Below are 19245 nucleotides of genomic sequence, written 5' to 3' on the forward strand. Positions count from 1 at the left end.
AGAACAACAAAAGCAGCTCGACGATAAAGGCACTACGCCACCATGCCGTCACGGCAAGTTTAGTCGGCTTCTACGGTTCTGCCTGACAGAGTGCTGGACGCACTTCAACGGCACCGGCGCTCGTGCACCAAAGACAGGCGCAACGCCCCGTTCTCGAGCGCTGCGAAACCTTTCGCGCTACTACCGCTCGAATCACCAACGTCGGCACCGCGCCGACAATAGCGGACCGCCACCCACGCCGGTGGCATGGATCAGTGGGCGGTAGCCCAAGCCTGCGTGGTGTCTGGATCGGGCACGCGTGCGAGGAGCCTTCGATGAGTGCGATTGCGTTAATGATTGTGGGGCTGGCGGCTATGTCGCTGGGGTATCTGTTCTACTCGAAGTTCATCGCCGAGAAGATTTACCGCCTCGACCCGAACTACCGCACGCCGGCCCACACCATGCGCGATGGCGTCGATTACGTGCCGACCAACAAATTCGTGCTCTGGGGACACCACTTCACGTCCGTGGCCGGCGCGGCACCCATTGTCGGTCCCGCCATTGCGGTGATTTGGGGCTGGGTTCCGGCGTTTCTCTGGGTAGTGCTGGGCACGATCTTCTTTGCCGGCATCCACGATTTTGGCGCGCTTTGGGCCAGTGCGCGCAACAGGGGCCAGTCGGTCGGCATGCTCAGTGGCCGGCTGATCGGCTCGCGTGGGCGCAGTCTTTTCCTGGTGGTGATCTTCCTGGTGCTGCTGATGGTCAACGGCGCCTTTGCTGCAGTGATCTCCAACCTGCTGGTCTCGACGCCTACTTCGGTAATTCCTGTGTGGGGTGCGATCGTCGTCGCGCTGGTGATCGGCCAGCTGATCTACCGCTACAACGTCAAACTGCTCTGGCCCTCGTTGGGCGGGGTCATCGTGCTCTACCTACTCATTCTGCTTGGCAGCCAATTCCCGGTCACACTGCCGGACACGGTGCTGGGCCTGAGCGCCAAGTCATTCTGGATTCTGCTGCTGTTCGCCTATGCCGCCATCGCCTCGCTGCTGCCGGTGTGGGTGCTCTTGCAACCGCGTGACTACATCAACGGCCTGCAATTGTTCGTCGGTCTCGGTCTGCTCTATCTCGCCGTGTTGTTCGGCGCGCCGGAGCTGGTGGCACCGGCTTACAACGCCGAATTGCCAGCCGACAGCCCGAGCATCGTGCCGCTGTTGTTCGTGACCATTGCCTGCGGGGCGATCTCCGGCTTCCACGGACTGGTCGCCTCGGGCACCACCTCCAAGCAGCTGGACAAGGAAACCGACGCCCGCTTCGTCGGCTATTTCGGCGCGGTGGGTGAAGGCATGCTCTCGCTAGCCGCCATCATCTGCTGCACCGCTGGCTTCGCCACGCTGCTCGACTGGCAACAGGTGTACACGGCGTTCGGTCAGGGCGGCGTGAATGCCTTCGTCCAGGGCGGCGGCACCCTGCTGGCCAACGGCCTGGGCCTGCCGGCGGATCTCGGCGCCACCATTCTCGCAGTGATGGCGATCCTCTTTGCCGGCACCACCATGGACACCGGGCTGCGCCTGCAACGATTCGTGATCCAGGAGGCCGGCGAGCTGGCAGGCATGAAGGTCAACACTGTGGTCGGTACCTTCATCGCCGTCGGTGTGTGCATGGCGCTGGCCTTCGGGGCCGGCTCCGAGGGCAGCGGTGGCATGGCGATCTGGCCATTGTTTGGGACCACCAACCAGCTACTGGCGGGGCTGACGCTGTCGATCATCACTGTGCTGCTGATCAAGCAGGGTCGCCCGGCGATGTTTACATTGGTCCCGTTGGTGTTCCTGCTGGCGATGTCCATCTACGCGCTGCTGGTGCAGATGGGCCAATTTTACCGCGCAGAGAACTGGCTACTGCTGGGCATGGATGTGGTGATCCTGATCGCTGCGCTATGGGTAACGCTCGAAGCGGTGATCGCCATGCGCAAAGGCCGCGACCCTGCCGCGGAGATGACCACCGACGAGCCGCTCCCATGACACAGCAACCGTTTCTGGAGCGCTTGTCGCACGGGCTGAAGGAGTTCTACGTCGCACCGTATCGACGTACCTTCGCCCGCGCACGACGCGACGAGGACGACCTGTTCATGCTGCTGGTGTTCTCCGAGGCGCTGGGCGTGCCCAACCCCGCCGCCTGGTACACCCTGGAGCTGATGCCGGAACTCTACGAGCGCTTCCATGACTGGCACTTGCGCATGGGCATGGAGCATTCCCCACTGGACCACATTGGATGTTGCTGACGCTGGCTGCAAAGAGACGGGTGTTGTTCATAGGCGGCAAGGGCGGCGTCGGCAAAACCACTGTCGCGGCTGCCGTCGCGTTACAACAGGCGCGCGCCGGGCGCCGCGTGCTGCTTATCTCCACCGACCCGGCCCATAACCTCGGGCATCTCTGGAATCGTGCCATTGGCTCGGACACCGTGCGCCTGGCGGCCGGGCTCGACGGCCTGGAGCTCGACCCCGACGAGACCGTTCGCCAACACCTCGACGAGGTCGGCGCAGCCCTGCGACGGCTGATGCCACCGCACCTGGCCGGCGAGGTCGACAAGCACATGGCGCTATCGCGCGACGCGCCCGGGATGCACGAAGCAGCGTTGCTCGAACGCATCGCCGATACCGTCGTCAATGGGCTTGCTGATTACGATCTGCTCGTCTTCGACACCGCGCCGTCCGGCCATACCTCGCGCCTGATGGCATTACCGGAAATGATGACAGCCTGGACCGAAGGCTTGCTGCAACGCCAGGAACGTAGCAAGCGCTTCGGCGATGTGCTGCGCAACTTCGGCAAGGACGACAGCGGTCTTGGCGAAAGCGTACTCGGCCAGGAACAGGCAGACGGCGAGGATCGCCAGCAGCGCGTGCGCCAGCTGCTCTACCGCCGCCGTGAACGTTTCAGTCAGCTGCGCGACGTGATCCAGGATCAACAGCGCTGCGCCTTCGTCATCGTCCTGGCCGCCGAACGCCTGCCGGTACTGGAGACCATCGAATTACATGCCCAACTTCAACGCAGCGGTATCAATGTGGCTGGGCTGATCGTGAACAAGCGGTCACCCGCCGACGCCGGGGCCTTTCTCGCCGAACGCCATGCGGTGGAGCAGCGACACCTGAACGCACTGCACGAGGCGTTAGCGGACCTGCCACTGCAGCAATTGCCACTGCTGGCCGAAGAGGTGATCGGTGAAGCCGCGCTCGATGCGTTTGGGAGGCGCCTAGCTGATCGGGAAAAAACCCCGTAACAGTCTTTATGACGCTAAGCGACGAGGCCTGTAGATAATCCTCGGTACAAATTCCGGAAGCTGAGCATGACCGCCTACCTGCGCGCCGTCCTGATTTTCCTACTGGCCACGGCCTTTGCCACGGTTCTCGGCTCGATCATTCAAACCCAGATCAACTTAGCTGCGATTCAGGGCCTGGGCGTACCGATCAGTCTGCCGGTGCGGCTGAACGCTACTGCTCATGACCTGCTGGGCTTCACCCCGGCGTACGCAGCAATCATGGCCGTCACGCTTCTGTTCGCTATGCCCCTTGCCTCGCTCGCGTCCCGACTTCTGCCCGCCTGGCGGCTGCCTCTGTACTTTTTGGCCGGGGGCCTTGGCTTGCTGGCGGCATTTCAGATCGCCGACGCGGTCGCGCCGATGCCAACGCTGATCGCCGCCACGCGCAGCGCCGAAGGCACCGCTGCCATGATGCTCAGCGGCGCGTTCGGCGGTCTTCTGTTCGCCACGCTTCGGAGGCCACGCCATTGAGAGCGCTCATGCTAAGGCTCCAGAAACCGCTCATGGCAGCGGCACTAGCTTTCGCCCTGGTAAATCACACAGCCGCACGCGGCGAATACCGGATCGAAATCCTGACCGAAAACTTGCAGTATCCGTGGGCGCTGGCGTTTCTACCCGACGGGCGGATGCTGGTAACCGAGCGCGTGGGCCGGCTGCGAATGATCGAGGCTGATGGCGAGCTTCGCGAGGAGCCCATAGAAGGCGTACCCATGGGTTATCAGAACGCCCAAGCTGGCCTTATGCACGTGGCCTTGGACCCCGACTTCAGGACCACTCCATGGGTATACCTGACCCTGGCCTACGGCACCGACAGCGCAAACAATACGCGGCTGATACGAGGGCGGCTCGTGGAGGACCGTCTGGAACAGGTGGAAACACTGTTCGACGCACGCCCCGCCAAGGCGGGCGGTTCGCATTACGGCGGGCGCATCGCGTTTCTTTCCGACAAGACGCTGGTTCTGACTTTGGGCGACGGCTTCGATTACCGCGAAGAGGCTCAGAACTTGGATAACCATCTAGGAACGCTGGTCCGCCTGACGCGCAATGGCAAAGCGCCCGAGGATAATCCCTTTCATGGCCGCACTGGCATGGCAAACGAGATCTACAGCTACGGCCACCGCAACGTCCAGGGCATCGCCTATGACCGAAAAAACGGCCGGCTGCTGATCAACGAGCACGGCCCGAAGGGGGGTGACGAAATTAACCTGATCGAGGCCGGGGCCAACTACGGTTGGCCCTTGGCGACATTCGGCCTCGATTACACCGGAGCGCAGGTCAGCCCTTTTCAGAGCCAGCCGGATACTGTCGCACCCTTACTGCACTGGACACCCTCCATCGCGCCAAGCGCATTGGCGATATACGACGGCGACCTGTTTCCAGACTGGCAGGGCGACCTGTTCAACGCAGCGCTGGCCGCCAAGGAAGTCCGCCGGGTCCGCTTGATCGACGGCAAGGTCGCCGAACAGGAAACGTTGTTTGCCGAACTAGACGAGCGGATACGGGATGTCCAGGCTGGGCCAGACGGCGCCATTTATCTACTCACAGATGGCCCTGAAGGCCGCCTCCTGAAAGTGACGCCGGCATCAGATTCAGATCAGGACTGAGTCCAGCAAACCGTCGGCCTGAACCTTCTGCTCGACTTCCGTGCAGGGCGTCGTACGGCGCCCCTTCCAAGCGCACAAAATCTCCGTATAGTGCGCCGTCGTCTGTCGCATCTACCGACCTAACCAGGCGGGGCGCTGTCCGACGACCAAGGCATGATCCTTGCCTGACTTAGTTCGCAGCCCAATACCCCGGCGCTGCGTTTGCCGAATGCCCTACCCGGGTGGCCGGTCTGATGCTGGAGATACACAATGTCTACCGAACCCGTCACTCTGATGGTGGCCCGCCGCGTGCGCGATGGCCGCTACCATGATCTTCTCGCCTGGCTGCATGAAGGTGAACTACTGGCCGCCGACTTTCCCGGCTATCTCGGCTCCGGCGTACTGGCGCCTCCGCCTGGCGATGACGAGTTTCAAATCGTCTTCCGCTTTGCCGATGAGCAGACCCTCGATTCATGGGAGCATTCGGCTTCCCGTCGGGCCTGGCTGCAGCGCGGCAGCGAGCTTTTCGGTCAGCCCCACGAGCATCGCGCACGCGGCATTGATGCCTGGTTCGGCGGCACTGACAGCCCGCCGCCGCCACGTTGGAAACAGAGCGTGGCGATCTGGCTGGCGTTCTTCCCAGTCTCGCTGCTATTCAACGTGATGTTTGGTGGCTTGCTTGGCGAGCTAAGCCTGGTCATGCGGATATTGCTCAGCACTCTAGCACTGACGCCATTGATGACCTACCTGTTCATACCCTTGTCCACGCGGCTGCTTGCGCCCTGGTTGCAGGCCTCGCCACGCGGCCGAGCACGCGCGTCCAAACAGCCGGTTACGGCCCGCTGATCGGAACGGCAACGCTACCATTACAAATTTGTTGCCGCCATTCGCCTGACGCCATTAAAGTGCCACCACCGCGCGCCGTTACGCTGACCTTATAGTCACCTTTGGCGCGCCTCGGACACTTCAGCCGCGAATGGACACATGATGAACAATAAGAAAAAACCTTGTCTGGGTCGCAGCACACTGCTAACCATGATCTGCCTGATGTACCCCTCGGCAGCGACGCATGCTGCGGAAACGCTGAGCTTGTTGAACTGGGAGGAGTACATCAGCGAAACCGTCATCGAGCGTTGGCGGGCCGAAACCGGTGTCGACATTCAGCAGGTTTACTTCGATAGCGGCGACAAGCGCGACGAGGTTTTAGCCAAGCCGGACCATCAGATCGACCTCTCCCTGACCGAGCGCATCAGCGCCAACCGTTTTGGCGACCGAGGCCTTCTGGAGCCGATCGACGAAGCGCTGCTGCCCAACCTCAAGCATGTACCGCAGCGCTGGCGCGACAGCTGCGGGCCGTACAGCATTCCCTACATGTGGGGCACGCTTGGTATCGCCTACCGCACCGATCGCCTATCGGTCGCGCCCACGTCCTGGGCTGACCTGTTGGAGCCGGCCGCACGCGACGAGCCGCACATCATCATGATGGAAGATCACGAAGACATCCTCGCAGGCCCGTTGCTTTATCAACAACGGTCGATCAACACCTCCAACAACGACGAATTGAAGGCCGCATTCGACCTGCTGGTGAGGCAGTCGAACGCCGTGCTCACCTATGAATATGTGATCACCTCGCTGCGCAGCCAGCGGCACCTCGACAAAGCCGATATGGCTCTGGCTTATAGCGGCGACCAGCAGGTGCTGAACGAAGTCGAAGGCATCGAAGGCGAGCCCTGGCGCTACGTGGTACCCAAGGAGGGCACGCTGTTGTGGGTCGACTGCCTGTCGGTGCCTGTCAAACAAGGCCCGAACAAAGCGCTGGCCTACCGCTTCCTGAACTTTCTCAACGACCCTGAAATCGCCGCACTGAATGCGGCCGAACTCGGTGTCGCGACCACCAACGCCGCGGCCAAGGCGTTGCTGCCTGAGGAGACTCGCCAAGACCCGAGCATCTACCCGCCCGAGCAGGTCGTGCGAACGAGCCAGATCTACGAGCCGCGACCACTGGAGGCGACACAGACGCGGCGGCGCATCATCAGTGCGCTCATCAATGCCCATGACGCTCGGTAAACGCGCACTGCTGGTGATCTTTCCTGTCATTCTGATCATCCAGCTGCTAGCCGCCATGACTGCCTATCTGACCCAACGCGCCTCGCTGCTGGGCCTTGAACAGGCGCGACTGGCACAACAACTGCTCGCCTTGAAGTCGGCCTATCTGGACTACGAGGCGTTCAACCGCAGCATGCTCTACGCGATTACTGACAGCGAAGCGCTGTTGCTGTTTCTACGCGAATCCGACACGGCATACCGCAATGAAACGTTAGGCCTGCGCATCCAGCAGAGCATCCGCTCACTCTCGACCACTCGGATGTCGTTCGTTTCGTTTGCTATCGTGCAACCCGATGGCGAAGTGGCTTACTACTTCGAAAGCAGCCTGTCGCCATTTGCGACCATGAATGCCACCCAGCAACAAATCGTTCGCAAGGCCAAGCAAGCCCCAGACACCGGCGAGATGACCTACGTCGAGGATGCCGAAGGCGGCGCGCTGCTGCTCGATACCGACTTCATCCTGCCGGCGTCCAATAGCCGGCCACTGCCTAGCCAGCGAGGGGAGGCCTTCGCCCTACAACTGGCGGTGCGTCCGGAACGCTTCATCAAGCTCAAGCAACGGCTGGAACAGGAATACGACGCTGTAGTCGAGATCGCGCCGAAGCTGCAACCCGCAGCGTTGGGCCTTTCAGCTGACATTGCGCTGTCGCGCTCGCTGTCTGCACGGCTGACGCCCTCATCCGATTACATCGCCGACCGGCTGCGGATGCTCAGCCTGGCTTTCATCATCGGAGGCGGCGGGCTCTGTTTGATTTCGATCGGCCTGCTGCTGCTATTGATTCGGCGTTATGTCACCGACCCGATCAGCCAACTGGACAGTCAACTCACCGAGCTGCTGTTACGCAAACGCGAAGCGCTCGACGACCCGCGTGTCGGTGGTGAGATCGGCAGCCTGACGGCCAACATGAAGACCTTGCACGAGCGCAACACTGCCGCCTTGCAACGCATCCAGGAGATCTCCTGGACAGACAGCCTGACCCAGATCAGCAACCGCGCGCATTTCGGCGTGCTGGCCACTGCTATGTACGCCAAGTGCTCGCAGCAACGCCGACAGTTGGCCCTGCTGTTCTTGGATCTCGACAATTTCAAACGGGTCAATGATCAACACGGCCATGATGCCGGCGACGCACTGCTGCGCATGTTCGCGCAACGTGTGCAGGGCGTCCTTGACCAGCACCAAGCGGAATATTCCGACACAGAGACAGCTTTTGCCCGTTTGTCTGGCGATGAATTCGCGATTCTACTGACAGCACGCGCCGTGGACGACTCGCTGTCGGCGCTGACCGATGCGCTGGTCGCGCTTTGCCGCGGGGGCTTTCGCCTGGCCGAGCGCACCTATCCCGTCAGCGTCAGTATCGGTACCGCGCGTTACCCGGCCGACGCCAGCTCGGTCACCCAATTGCTGACCCGCGCCGACACCGCGATGTACCAGGCTAAGGCCGAAGGCAAGAACACCGCAGTGGCGTACTCGGTTGAACTTGAACAACAGAATGAGCGAATCAGAACAATCGAGGAACAATTGCGTACGCTGGGTGGCGATGAGCAATGGCGCCTGGTCTACATGCCGGCCGTGGACCGTAACGGCACTGTGGTCAGCTGTGAGGCGCTGCTGCGCTGGCATTCTCCGACGCTGGGCACGGTATCGCCTGGGGAGTTCATTCCCATAGCCGAGCGCGCCGGACTGTTTCCAAAGATCGACAGCTGGGTAATTGATCGCGCACTGGCGGGTTACCCGGACCTGGTCGGTTTGTTCGGCGAAGGCGTCATCCTCGCGATCAACATTTCGTCGGCGCAGCTGACTGATAATCACATCTGCCGCTACCTGATCGAGCGCGCCGCGTTTCATGGCGTCGCGCCCGGACAGATCGAAATCGAGCTGACCGAAACCTACGCCGCCGAGCTGAGCAGCTCCACCATGGGCGTGGTGCGGGAGATCCGAGCCGCGGGCTTTCGCGTAGCAATCGACGATTTCGGCGTTGGCTACACCTCCATTCAACAGCTGCTCGAATACCCGGCTGACACGATCAAGCTGGACATGGCCATCATCAGACGCCTGACCCGTCCTGACATGCAGGAAAGCCTGGCGGCCATCGTTGCCTTCTGTCGCGCACAGGGCAAACGGGTCAATGCCGAAGGCGTCGACACCATGGAAAAGCAGGCGGCACTGTTGCAGGCCGGCTGCGATCTGTTCCAGGGCTACCTGATCTCACCGCCGCGCTCGATCAGCGCACTGGCTGAGTGGGTAGCGATCCGCGAGCGCGCTCAAGGCGACCCGCGCCTTGAGCCACTGGTGAGCCACTAGCACAGGCCGAACTCAGTTTCAGCTGGATTGCCTGCACCTCAGGCATTCTGAATGTTTGCGGCGAGCCTCAGCTCTCATCCTGTTCCTTTTCGCCCAAACGGCGATACAGCGTGCGCCGGCCGATACCGAGTAACGCTGCGGCGCGCCGCTTGTTGCCCTCGACGCGCTCCAGCACATACTGGATATAGCGCATCTCCAACTCTTCGAGGGTAGGCAGCAAAGGGCCGTCAATCATGAGGCCGAGCAATTCATCCGCCTGGGGTTCGGCCGGACTGTCCTGAAAACCGGCAATGCGTGCCGGTAAGTGCTCCGGCTCGACACTGCGGCCATGGCAGAAGGTCACCGCGCGCTCCATAGCGTTCTGCAGCTCCCGCACGTTTCCTGGAAAGGGATACCGTCTGATCCGCTCTAGCGCTGGCTGCGACAGGCCACGCACCGGGCGGCCGTCCCGTGCGGCGTAGTGCGCGACGAAGCCGGCGGCGAGCAGCTCGCGATCCTCTTCGCGATCACGCAACGGCGGCACCTGCAGGATGAAGGTCTCCAGGCGAAAGAACAGATCCTCACGAAAGGACTCGCGGCCAGCAGCGGTTTCAAGAGGGCGATTGCTCGCCGCAATGATGCGCACGTCGACACTCAGCTCGCGCTCGCCACCCACCGGCCGGATGGTGCCCTCCTGCAACACACGTAAAAGCTTGGCCTGCAGCGCAAGCGACATTTCGCCGATCTCGTCGAGAAACAAAGTGCCGCCATCAGCCTGCTGAAACAGCCCTTTGTGGGCGCGGCTGGCACCGGTAAAAGCACCAGCCGTGTGACCGAAGAATTCGCTTTCCAGCAGTTCGGCCGGCAGCCCCGCGCAGTTGATTGCAAGAAACGGCCGCCCTGCCCGCTCGCTTTCGGCATGCACCGCGCGCGCAACCAACTCCTTGCCGGTGCCACTTTCACCGATGACCAGCACCGGGCCTGACGCACGGGCCAGCTGGCGGATCTGACCGAACAAGTCACGCATCACCCGGCTGCGTCCCAGCATGCCGTGGAAACGGTCATCACTGAGTAATTGCTGGAAACGCCGCACTTCGTCGCGCAAGCGCCGGGTTTCCAAGGCGCGCGACACAGCAAGGCCGAGATGGTCGAGATCCAACGGCTTGGTCAGGAACTCGTCGGCACCTTCCTTCAGCGCCGCCACCGCCTGCTGGATGCTTCCGAACGCCGTGATCACCAGAAATGCCGGCGACGCCTGCATGGCCTTGGCCCGCCGCAACAAGGCCATCCCATCGGCGCCCGGCAGGCGCAGATCGCTCAGCACCAGATCCGGCTCCCAGCCGTCCAGCAGCGGCACGGCCTCCTCTGCACTCGCAACGGATCGAACCTGGAGGGCTCGGTCCTCCAGTTCCTCGACCAGCAGCTGGCGCAGACCGTCGTCATCCTCTACCACCAGCACCCGCTGGATTGGGCCATCAGCCGTTTGCATTGCTGTTCTCCTCGTCGGCCAGGGCCAGGGAGATACGAAACGCTGCGCCCCCCAGCGAGCTCTCGACCAGCTCGATCCGTCCGCCGCATTCGGCGACCACACTGTGAGCGACAGCAAGTCCAAGGCCGCTGCCTTTGCCAACCGGCTTGGTGGTAAAAAACGGTTCAAACAGAGTGGTACGGTGCTGTTCGGCGACGCCGGGGCCATCATCCTCAACCTGGAAGACGAGGCACTCATCCTCGCGCCACCAACGCATCAGCACTCGTCCACCGGGACTGGCCTGAGCGGCGTTGCGCAACAGGTTGGTCAGCGCCTGCTCGAAGCGCGGCGGGTCGACCTCACAGTACAGGGGAGCAGACCTGGCCTGCAGTTCAAGAGTGACATCAAGCGCAGCCAGCTCATCGGCCACTGCGGCGGCGGCGGAATGGGCCAGCACGTCGGCACTCATGCGACGTGCCGGCCGTCCGGCGGCGCGGCCGAAGTCCAGCAACTGGCGGACTATCTCGCTCAAGCGCCGCACCTGGCTGCGAATCTGCAACAAGCCCTTGCGCTGCCTATCCTCCAACGCCTCGCTGCGCAGCACGCGTTGAGCCTTGCCGTCGATCACGCTAAGAGGGCTGCCCAGTTCGTGGGCGACGCCCGCTGCCAACCGACCCACCGCCGCAAGCTGCTGTGATCGCCGCAAGCGTGCCTCAAGCTCCGCCTCGCGCGCCTTCTGTTCTGCCATGCGCTGCTCGGCATCGGCAATGCTGTCGAGCATCTGATTCAATGCCCGACCCAGCACGGCAATCTCCTGCGGGCCGCTGCGTGGCGCACGATGCTCGCGATCGCCAGCAGCGACTCGGGCCATACTCTGGGTCAGCTGCTGCAAATGCTTGCCAATCGCCGACCAGTGTCCGAGCAGAACGATGCAGACCGCTGCCAGCGCCAGCACCGCCGCCGAGATGCCCGCGATGAACCGCAGCCTGCGAGTGTCGCGCTCGAAGTCGTTCCAGCGACGGGTTACCTGCAGCAACCCGTTGATGCGTCCGCCGTTCTGCTCCAACGGCAGGAAATAGGAATACACCTCGCGGCCACGGATCCGTTGATAACCACCACGGTGCTTGCCATCAGCTGCCAACGCTTGAACAGAAGTTTGGTCCAGGTCCGGCTCGATCGCCCCAGCGAAGGCCACCAGCTCGCCCTTGTCATCATAGAGGTAGGCCCCATAGACCCGGCCCACGCCGAGTACCGACTCGAGCACTTGCTGCGAGGTGCGTTCGTGCTTCTTCTCCAGACTGTCACTGAGTGGCAGCCGCACCGCCCGAGCCACCAGCTCGACCTCTTCCTGCAAGCGCCGCTCGCTGTTGCGCTCGACCGTCCACAGCAACAGATAGCTGAAGCCGAGCATGATCGCGACCAGAGGGATTACAACCTTCAATAAAAGCGCGCCGCGCAAGTTTGAAGTTATTCGCCAAACTGCTACATGTGCCATTTTGGCACGATACACAGCGCGTTTCGGCCCGTCGAGACGAACAGGACGGATGGTCAATTAGCATTAAAATCAGTTACATAGCCGCTCGACTGAAGATTGGCATGGCTGATGCACTGGTCTGGCCGTCTTCAAACAAAGGATATCGCCCCATGACCAAGCCCAATGCTCGCTTCGTTTCCGCCAGCCTGCTCTCTATTTTCATGGCTGCTGGTGTTTCGCAAGTTTCCGCTCAGCAAGCCAGCCAGCCACAGCCGCAGCAAGTCGCACCGGTGATGCAGGCGTCGGATATCAGCGACAAGAAGCTTGAAAAATTCGCGGACTCGCTGGGCGAGATCATGGAGATCCGCCAGGACTTTACAGCCAAACTGGAGGAAATCGGTGACCCGGCCGAAGCCCAGCAACTGCAGCAGCAGGCTAACCAGCAGATGATGAAGACGGTAGAAGACAACGACCTGAGCATTGAGGAGTACAACGCCATCAACCAGGCGGTACAGAACAACCCTCAGCTGCGCGACAAGGTCATTTCGATGATTCAGAGCTAAGCCTGCTCGCGCCGACAAATAGCCCCGCAGACATCGCGGGGCTATTTTGTGCGCAGCGATCGGTCAGCTGCCTCGCTGAGCCAGACCTTTGAGAAAATTTCGCAGCAGCTGGTCGCCACAGACCCGGTAGTTGCTGTGTCCGGCCTTGCGAAACAGCGCGTTCAGCTCCGGCTTGGAAACGGGGAAGTCGACCGACCGGAGAATCGCATGCATGTCGTCCTCCTTCAGTTCGAAGGCGACACGCAGCTTCTTCAGCACCGTGTTGTTGCTCACCGGAAGCTCAATGGGCGGCGTTGGGCGACTCTCGTCCTTGCCGCGCTTGTAAATCACCAGCCCGTCGAGAAAATGCGCCATGATCCGGTCCGGACAAGGTTTGAAGCCGTCCTCATCTTCCCGTTTCAGATAGGCCACCGCTTCGCTGTCGGGAATATCGCAACCCGTAAGCCGCGTGATCTCCGCGATCTTGGCGTCGTTGACGTTGAGGATGTAGCGCACGCTGCGCATCACATCGTTATTGATCATGGGTCGCTCCGACTTCAAAACCGTAAACAAGGCGCGCATGGTGAAGTCCGCTCACCAGAAAGGGAAGCGGAATGCTCACCCGTTAGACAGCGATCGCCCCCTGTCGGATGAGGCGAACATGGCCAGGCTTTAGGCGACAAACAATCTGAGCGGCAAAAACAAGACTCCTGCCCTCAGCTGCACCATCACGCGCTTAGACCGCAATGGGTGCGGAAAGCTACACGCACCGGCCAGCGGTTCTCACCGGGCCGTGCAATGGCTACGTTCGATACTTAAGCCGAGGAAAAACCACATGAAAATAATCGCCCCTTCGCTGGCAACGTTGCTCTTCTGCAGTAGCGCTGTCGCAGTCACCCCCAGCATGCACTGGGACTATTCGGGCGAGGCCGGCCCGGAAAACTGGGCGACGCTTACTCCCGAATTCAGTGCATGCGGCGGTCAAAACCAGTCGCCGGTCAATCTGGAAGGTTTTGTGGAAGCGGAGCTCAAACCTCTGGCAATCGACTACAAGGCCGGTGCGAGTGAGGTCGTGAACAACGGTCATACCGTGCAGGTCGCCTATGAACCCGGTAGCACGCTCACGCTGGATGGCAAGACGTTTCAGCTGATCCAGTTTCACTTCCACATGCCTAGCGAAAACCACATCAACGGCCAGTCGTATCCGCTAGAGGGCCATCTGGTGCATGCAGACGAAAACGGCAAACTGGCTGTAGTGGCCGTCATGTTCAAAGAAGGCGAGCAGAACGCCGTGCTGCGTAACCTGTGGAACACCCCGCCGGCAAAGGGTACGAATCAGCCCGTAGCGCAGCAGGTGAACATTCGCGACATGCTGCCGGCTGATCTGGATTATTACCGTTTCAATGGCTCGCTGACCACGCCGCCCTGCTCGGAAGGGGTTCGCTGGCTGGTGCTCAAGCAACCTGTCGTGGCATCAAGCGAGCAGATCCAAGCCCTGACCGATGCCGTGGGGCATGCCAATAATCGCCCACTGCAACCCGTGAACGCTCGGGTGATACTGCAGTAACCCTACCGAGCCGACCGGCCGTCGCATCCGCGAAGGCCGACTCGTTCCACTCCGTCCGCACTCATGACAGCCTGGCTTGCCCCGGCTACACTGCGCGCCGCGCGAGCCGCCCCGGTTCACTGCGCCTCCACTCTCCCTCTGCCGGGGTCACCGGCCAGGACCTGTCATGATCCGCATCAACGAACTGCAATTGCCGCTCGACCATCCCGCCGAGGCCCTTCGCCACGCGATCGTTACGCGCCTTGGGATCAGCGATACCGAACTGGTCGGTTTCAATGTATTCAAGCGCAGCTATGACGCGCGCAAGAAGAACAGCGAGATCACCTTCGTCTACATCGTCGACGCCAGCGTGGCGGACGAAGCAAAGGTGCTGGCGCGTCTGTCGGACGACCGCAACATTCGTGTCTCACCGGACACCGGCTACTACCCGGTAGGCCAGGCGCCCGACGGGCTAGAGGAGCGCCCGCTGGTGATCGGCTTCGGCCCGTGCGGGCTGTTTGCCGCGCTAACCCTGGCGCAGATGGGATTCCGGCCGATCGTACTGGAGCGTGGTCGCGATGTGCGCAGCCGCACCAAGGACACCTGGGCGCTGTGGCGCAAGAAGGTGCTGAACCCCGAATCCAACGTGCAGTTCGGCGAAGGCGGCGCGGGGCTGTTCTCTGACGGCAAGCTCTATAGCCAGATCAAAGACCCGAAGTTCTACGGCCGCAAGGTGATGCATGAATTTGTCCGCGCCGGCGCGCCGGAAGAGATCATGTTTGTCAGCAAGCCGCACATCGGCACCTTCCGCCTGACCGGCGTGGTCTCCACCATGCGTGAGGAAATCAAGGCACTTGGCGGCGACGTGCGGTTCGATAGCCGCGTGGTCGATTTCATCATTGAAGATGGCCGCATCCAGGGCGTGCTTATGGCCGACGGAGAAGAGTTGCGCAGCCGCTACGTGGTGCTCGCACTGGGTCACAGTTCGCGCGACACCTTTCGCAAGCTCCACGAGCGGGGCGTATACATCGAGGCCAAGCCCTTTGCCGTGGGCTTTCGCATCGAGCACCCGCAATCGCTGATTGACCAGGCACGCCTGGGCAAGTACGCCGGGCATCCGGAACTGGGCGCGGCCGATTACAAGCTGGTGTACCACGCCAAAAACGGGCGGGCGGTCTACAGCTTCTGCATGTGTCCGGGCGGCACCGTGGTGGCGGCTACGTCCGAGCCGAACCGCGTGGTCACCAATGGCATGAGTCAGTATTCACGTAACGAGCGCAACGCCAACGCCGGCATCGTCGTTGGTATCAATCCCGATGAGGACTTCCCCGGCGGACCTCTGGCCGGCGTGGAGCTGCAGGAACAGCTGGAATCGCGCGCCTTCGAGCTGGGCGGTAGCGATTATTGCGCGCCGGGCCAGCTGGTGGGCGATTTCATCCGTGGTCGTGCGTCCAGCGAATTCGGCGAAGTCGAGCCGTCCTACAAGCCCGGTGTGCGTTTGGGCGACCTGGCGCCTTCGTTGCCGGATTACGTGATACAGGCCATCCGCGAAGCCTTGCCCGCGTTCGGCAAACAGATTCGCGGCTTCGACCGCGCCGATGCGATTCTTACCGGTATCGAGACACGCACGTCTTCACCGGTGCGGATCAAGCGCGACAACGAGTCGCTACAGAGCATCAATACCCGCGGTCTGTATCCCGCCGGTGAAGGTGCTGGATACGCTGGCGGCATCCTCTCGGCTGGTGTCGACGGCATCAAGGTTGCCGAAGCGGTGGCAACGGCAATCTTGGCCGATCTTCAGGGCTGACCTTCTTCAACACGGACAATGGCGATGCCGTTCGTCCGTGTTTCTCTCGGAACACCCACACTCATCGAACCCCCTTCGCTCCGCGTGTCTGCGGCATTCGCGGCTGCACGCCACGAAACTGCGCTGGAAATTGACAGTGATCTTTTTCGGTCAGTGTGGGGTCGACACCTTTACACGGCTGCACCTGACGCAGCTCATCCTCATTCATGCGCGAGCGGACCGGATCGGGAGGCAAGGTGGCGAAGGCAGCGAAAATCATTGGGATCGTACTGGCGGCCTTGGTGCTGCTGGTAGTACTGGCAGCAGTCTTGGTACAGACCCAGTGGGCCCGCGAAAAGATCGAAGCCCAGCTGAGTCAGCGCCTCGACGGGCGCGCCGTCGAAATCGGCAACCTCGACATCGACTGGGGCTTTCCGCTGGGGATCAACATTGACGATGTCCAGATCGACAACCCCGAGTGGGCCAAGCATCCTTATATGCTCAAGCTTGACGCCATGCAGGCGAAACTCGATGTCGGTGCACTACTGACGGGCAACTTGAACCTGCAATTGCTCGAACTCGACCAGCCCCAGATTCACCTTGCCAGACAGGAAGACGGCCGCTCCAACTGGGCCGCCTTGACCGGAAGCAGCGGCAAGCCGGACGACGGCAAGTCCAAGTCCAGCTCCAGCTCCAGCTCCAGCTCCAGCTCAGATTCGAACGAAAGCAGCGCAAGTGGCGATGCGCTGCCAATTCAGCCGGATACGATCCGTATCCATAACGGTCAGCTGACCTATCGCGACGCCGGACTGAACGCCCGCGTGACACTCGACATTGCGACGACCGATAACGCTCCGGGTCAACGTCAACTGTCTATCGAAGGCACCGGCAACATTCAGGGCAAGCCACTGACATTGAGTCTGACAGGCGAGCCACCGTCGCAGGCGTTGGCCAGCGGTGCGCCCTATGCCGTGAGATTCGATGGGCAGCTGGGCGAGATTCAGGCGCACTTCAATGGTGAAGCCAAGCAACTACCACAGCTCGATGCACTGCAGGGAACCCTAGAGGTAAGCGCCCCGGATACGGCCGAACTGATGAGCTTCGATAACCCGGCGATCGACGTGCCAGCATTCGATTTCAACACTCAGTTGAAGCGTGACGGACAGCGTTGGGCGCTACAGGACATGGACCTGAAGACAGGCGAAAGTCATCTGACCGGTTCGCTGGTCCTGGAGCGTGGCGATACACCCGAGCTGACTCTGCAAATGCAAGGCAACAAGCTCGACCTCAATCGTTGGGGCGTAATGCGCCTTCTCGAATCTGAGCAGGACGGCGGCCAATCGCAAGAGCGGTCGCTGCAACAGCGCGCGCAAGCTTTGCTGCAACCGTTACGTCATTATCGCGGCGAGGTGGACCTCAAGCTGGGGCAGCTTCTGTACGGCAGCTCCGCACTGAGCGACATCGTGCTCAAGGGCAGCCTGGCCCAGCAACGTTTGGAAATCGAGCGGCTACACGTAGCGCAAGGCGAGGGCGCCATCAGCGCCAACGGCTCCCTTGATCTGATCAAAGACTCGCTCAGCGGAACAGTCGACCTGATGATCGAAGAGATCGACCTAGGTCGCGCGCTTGAGCCAGTGGGCTATTCGAAACTGGGCACGCTGGACGGCGAGCTGCACACGAAGCTGGCACAGAATTCTGCCCGCCTTAGCGACACGCACCTGCGCTATGAAAGCCCGGCACGCGACCTGCGGGTCGAGGTCGACGCCAGCACCACTGACTCCGGCCTGCAATTGACGGGCGATGCCTGGCGCAACGAGGTCCCGCTGCATTTCGAGCTGGATGTCGGCGCGCTGGAAGCGCTTTTCGACGATCAACCATACCCCGTCGAGGGCACCGTGCAGTCGCGCCAAAGCCACCTGACCGTAAAGGGCACGGTCACCGACCCGTTGCAGCTCAGCGCAGCTGAACTCGCGGTATCGCTTGAAGGCCCGAACCCGGCCAACCTCAACCCATTCACTGGCTTGAGCCTGCCCTCACTTGCGGGCTATCAGCTGAGCGGCCAACTGCTCTGGGACGACCCACAGCTGCGCCTGCAGGATCTCCGAGCCAAATGGGGCCAAAGCGATCTCAGCGGTGACGTTCGCCTAAGCCTCGCTGGTCGCCCGATGCTCTGGGCCAACCTGCATTCAGACACGCTTGACCTCAATGACTTGAAGGCGCCTGACACTCCGACAGACCCCAACGACGATCAGGTATTTTCCAGCGAACCGCTTGGGCTCGATGCCCTGCGCGACCGCGACGCCATCATTCGCTACGAGGCGGACACGGTATTGGCCAATGAGATTCCTTTGAACGCTGTCGACTTCAAAGCCGAGCTGGACGAAGGTGTATTGGTAACTGAGCCTCTGACGCTCAGCATCGGCAAAGGGACGGCGAGCGGCCGCCTGCGGCTCGACGTTCGCCCCGAGCAACCGACCGGTGAGCTGCATCTGGATATCACCAGCATCAACCTTTCTCCGGTTCTGCGCGAAGCCGACCTGTCCAAGGTTGCAAAGGACTCCGCAGGAACCATCGGCGGGCAGCTGGACCTGGTATTCGAAGGTGAGTCCCTGGGAGAAATGGCGGCCGCGCTGGACGGCAAACTGGAGCTGGCCATGTCGGGCGGCCAGCTGGATGTACTGGCCGTAGAGCTGCTCGGCCTGGATGCGGGGGAGGCTGCGGTTGCAGCGCTCTCGAACGTCGATCAGGTCCCGATGAACTGCACCTACCTGCGTTTCGATTCGACTGACGGCACCGCGAAACTGGAGCAGTTCCTCATCAGTACTACCGATAGCAACATCACAGGAGGCGGTACCATCAAGCTCGACAGCGAGCGTCTGGATCTGGCCTTCGAGGCTCATGCCAAAGACATCAGTTTCCTGTCCGGCAACTCGCCAATCGAGTTGAAGGGCACGCTCAGCAACCCTCAGGTCAGCGTAGTGACCGGCGAACTGGCCGCTCGTGCCATTGCCAGTGCCGTCGGCGCCTTGGTCGCCCCACCCCTGGCCATCCTCCCCTGGCTGGAAGCCGGACTTGGAGAGGGGTCCGGTATCGGCTGTCGCAGGGCGCTCAACGAGTTCGAACAAAAGAATGGCAATTGAGCGTGACCGGGCCGATGGCTTGGGTCTG

At 61.6% G+C, this 19245-nt stretch carries 15 protein-coding genes; 12 read left to right on the forward strand and 3 right to left on the reverse strand.

Annotated elements, in window-relative coordinates; all coding sequences use genetic code 11:
- The first annotated feature begins 314 nt into the window (after window positions 1-314).
- From JQR87_RS18260 to JQR87_RS18295, 8 genes are all read left to right on the forward strand, one after another.
- Window positions 315-1997 (forward strand): carbon starvation CstA family protein, encoded by a 1683-nt coding sequence (locus JQR87_RS18260; protein ID WP_407294474.1) that lies wholly within the window; start codon window positions 315-317, stop codon window positions 1995-1997.
- Window positions 1994-2257 (forward strand): cory-CC-star protein, encoded by a 264-nt coding sequence (locus JQR87_RS18265; protein WP_407294472.1) that lies wholly within the window; start codon window positions 1994-1996, stop codon window positions 2255-2257. Before JQR87_RS18260 ends, JQR87_RS18265 begins: the two co-directional genes overlap by 4 nt.
- Window positions 2248-3252 (forward strand): ArsA family ATPase, encoded by a 1005-nt coding sequence (locus JQR87_RS18270; RefSeq protein ID WP_407294471.1) that lies wholly within the window; start codon window positions 2248-2250, stop codon window positions 3250-3252. Before JQR87_RS18265 ends, JQR87_RS18270 begins: the two co-directional genes overlap by 10 nt.
- 66 nt (window positions 3253-3318) lie before the next feature.
- Window positions 3319-3762, forward strand: coding sequence for a hypothetical protein (locus JQR87_RS18275; protein WP_407294469.1), 444 nt, complete (start codon window positions 3319-3321; stop codon window positions 3760-3762).
- Window positions 3763-3794: 32 nt separating this feature from the next.
- Entirely contained in the window at window positions 3795-4895 is a 1101-nt protein-coding gene (locus tag JQR87_RS18280; RefSeq protein WP_407294467.1) for a PQQ-dependent sugar dehydrogenase, read from the forward strand.
- A gap of 249 nt (window positions 4896-5144) precedes the next feature.
- Window positions 5145-5720 (forward strand): antibiotic biosynthesis monooxygenase, encoded by a 576-nt coding sequence (locus tag JQR87_RS18285; RefSeq protein ID WP_407294465.1) that lies wholly within the window; start codon window positions 5145-5147, stop codon window positions 5718-5720.
- 141 nt (window positions 5721-5861) lie between these two features.
- Complete coding sequence (locus tag JQR87_RS18290) at window positions 5862-6941, forward strand: ABC transporter substrate-binding protein (protein WP_407294463.1); 1080 nt, start codon at window positions 5862-5864, stop codon at window positions 6939-6941.
- Window positions 6928-9282, forward strand: a complete 2355-nt coding sequence (locus JQR87_RS18295) for a putative bifunctional diguanylate cyclase/phosphodiesterase (RefSeq protein WP_407294462.1) — start codon at window positions 6928-6930, stop codon at window positions 9280-9282. The genes JQR87_RS18290 and JQR87_RS18295 overlap by 14 nt, the downstream gene beginning before the upstream one ends.
- Before the next feature lie 67 nt (window positions 9283-9349).
- Here the strand turns inward: JQR87_RS18295 and JQR87_RS18300 are convergent, their stop codons facing one another.
- Both JQR87_RS18300 and JQR87_RS18305 read right to left on the reverse strand, forming a co-directional pair.
- Window positions 9350-10750 (reverse strand): sigma-54-dependent transcriptional regulator, encoded by a 1401-nt coding sequence (locus JQR87_RS18300; RefSeq protein ID WP_407294460.1) that lies wholly within the window; start codon window positions 10748-10750, stop codon window positions 9350-9352.
- Window positions 10737-12224 (reverse strand): ATP-binding protein, encoded by a 1488-nt coding sequence (locus JQR87_RS18305; RefSeq protein WP_407297630.1) that lies wholly within the window; start codon window positions 12222-12224, stop codon window positions 10737-10739. Before JQR87_RS18305 ends, JQR87_RS18300 begins: the two co-directional genes overlap by 14 nt.
- A 149-nt stretch (window positions 12225-12373) precedes the next feature.
- On the opposite strand from JQR87_RS18305, the gene JQR87_RS18310 reads away from it, so the two are divergent.
- A complete protein-coding gene (locus JQR87_RS18310; RefSeq protein WP_407294458.1) occupies window positions 12374-12766 on the forward strand; it encodes a DUF4168 domain-containing protein in 393 nt (130 codons plus the stop codon).
- Window positions 12767-12829: 63 nt separating this feature from the next.
- Here JQR87_RS18310 and JQR87_RS18315 read toward each other — a convergent pair whose 3' ends face one another.
- Window positions 12830-13288 (reverse strand): DUF1456 family protein, encoded by a 459-nt coding sequence (locus JQR87_RS18315; protein ID WP_407294456.1) that lies wholly within the window; start codon window positions 13286-13288, stop codon window positions 12830-12832.
- Between the two features lie 292 nt (window positions 13289-13580).
- On the opposite strand from JQR87_RS18315, the gene JQR87_RS18320 reads away from it, so the two are divergent.
- The 3 genes from JQR87_RS18320 to JQR87_RS18330 all read left to right on the forward strand — a co-directional run bounded on the left by JQR87_RS18320 (window position 13581) and on the right by JQR87_RS18330 (window position 19217).
- Complete coding sequence (locus JQR87_RS18320) at window positions 13581-14312, forward strand: carbonic anhydrase (protein ID WP_407294455.1); 732 nt, start codon at window positions 13581-13583, stop codon at window positions 14310-14312.
- 166 nt (window positions 14313-14478) lie between these two features.
- Window positions 14479-16098: an NAD(P)/FAD-dependent oxidoreductase gene (locus tag JQR87_RS18325; RefSeq protein ID WP_407294453.1), complete on the forward strand. Its 1620-nt coding sequence runs from the start codon at window positions 14479-14481 to the stop codon at window positions 16096-16098.
- A gap of 236 nt (window positions 16099-16334) precedes the next feature.
- Complete coding sequence (locus JQR87_RS18330) at window positions 16335-19217, forward strand: AsmA family protein (protein ID WP_407294452.1); 2883 nt, start codon at window positions 16335-16337, stop codon at window positions 19215-19217.
- Window positions 19218-19245: the final 28 nt, after the last annotated feature.

Origin of the sequence: Stutzerimonas stutzeri, assembly GCF_051028275.1 — a bacterium.
GTDB lineage: Bacteria > Pseudomonadota > Gammaproteobacteria > Pseudomonadales > Pseudomonadaceae > Stutzerimonas > Stutzerimonas stutzeri_AS.

Excerpts from the sequence above, each read along its gene's own strand:
- JQR87_RS18320 (WP_407294455.1), top strand. The coding sequence starts at position 13,581 with ATGAAAATAATCGCCCCTTCGCTGGCAACGTTGCTCTTCTGCAGTAGC.
- JQR87_RS18285 (WP_407294465.1), top strand. The coding sequence starts at position 5,145 with ATGTCTACCGAACCCGTCACTCTGATGGTGGCCCGCCGCGTGCGCGAT.
- JQR87_RS18275 (WP_407294469.1), top strand. The coding sequence starts at position 3,319 with ATGACCGCCTACCTGCGCGCCGTCCTGATTTTCCTACTGGCCACGGCC.
- JQR87_RS18265 (WP_407294472.1), top strand. The coding sequence starts at position 1,994 with ATGACACAGCAACCGTTTCTGGAGCGCTTGTCGCACGGGCTGAAGGAG.
- JQR87_RS18315 (WP_407294456.1), bottom strand. The coding sequence starts at position 13,288 with ATGATCAATAACGATGTGATGCGCAGCGTGCGCTACATCCTCAACGTC.
- JQR87_RS18295 (WP_407294462.1), top strand. The coding sequence starts at position 6,928 with ATGACGCTCGGTAAACGCGCACTGCTGGTGATCTTTCCTGTCATTCTG.
- JQR87_RS18305 (WP_407297630.1), bottom strand. The coding sequence starts at position 12,224 with ATGGCACATGTAGCAGTTTGGCGAATAACTTCAAACTTGCGCGGCGCG.
- JQR87_RS18290 (WP_407294463.1), top strand. The coding sequence starts at position 5,862 with ATGAACAATAAGAAAAAACCTTGTCTGGGTCGCAGCACACTGCTAACC.
- JQR87_RS18270 (WP_407294471.1), top strand. The coding sequence starts at position 2,248 with ATGTTGCTGACGCTGGCTGCAAAGAGACGGGTGTTGTTCATAGGCGGC.
- JQR87_RS18280 (WP_407294467.1), top strand. The coding sequence starts at position 3,795 with ATGGCAGCGGCACTAGCTTTCGCCCTGGTAAATCACACAGCCGCACGC.
- JQR87_RS18260 (WP_407294474.1), top strand. The coding sequence starts at position 315 with ATGAGTGCGATTGCGTTAATGATTGTGGGGCTGGCGGCTATGTCGCTG.
- JQR87_RS18300 (WP_407294460.1), bottom strand. The coding sequence starts at position 10,750 with ATGCAAACGGCTGATGGCCCAATCCAGCGGGTGCTGGTGGTAGAGGAT.
- JQR87_RS18325 (WP_407294453.1), top strand. The coding sequence starts at position 14,479 with ATGATCCGCATCAACGAACTGCAATTGCCGCTCGACCATCCCGCCGAG.
- JQR87_RS18310 (WP_407294458.1), top strand. The coding sequence starts at position 12,374 with ATGACCAAGCCCAATGCTCGCTTCGTTTCCGCCAGCCTGCTCTCTATT.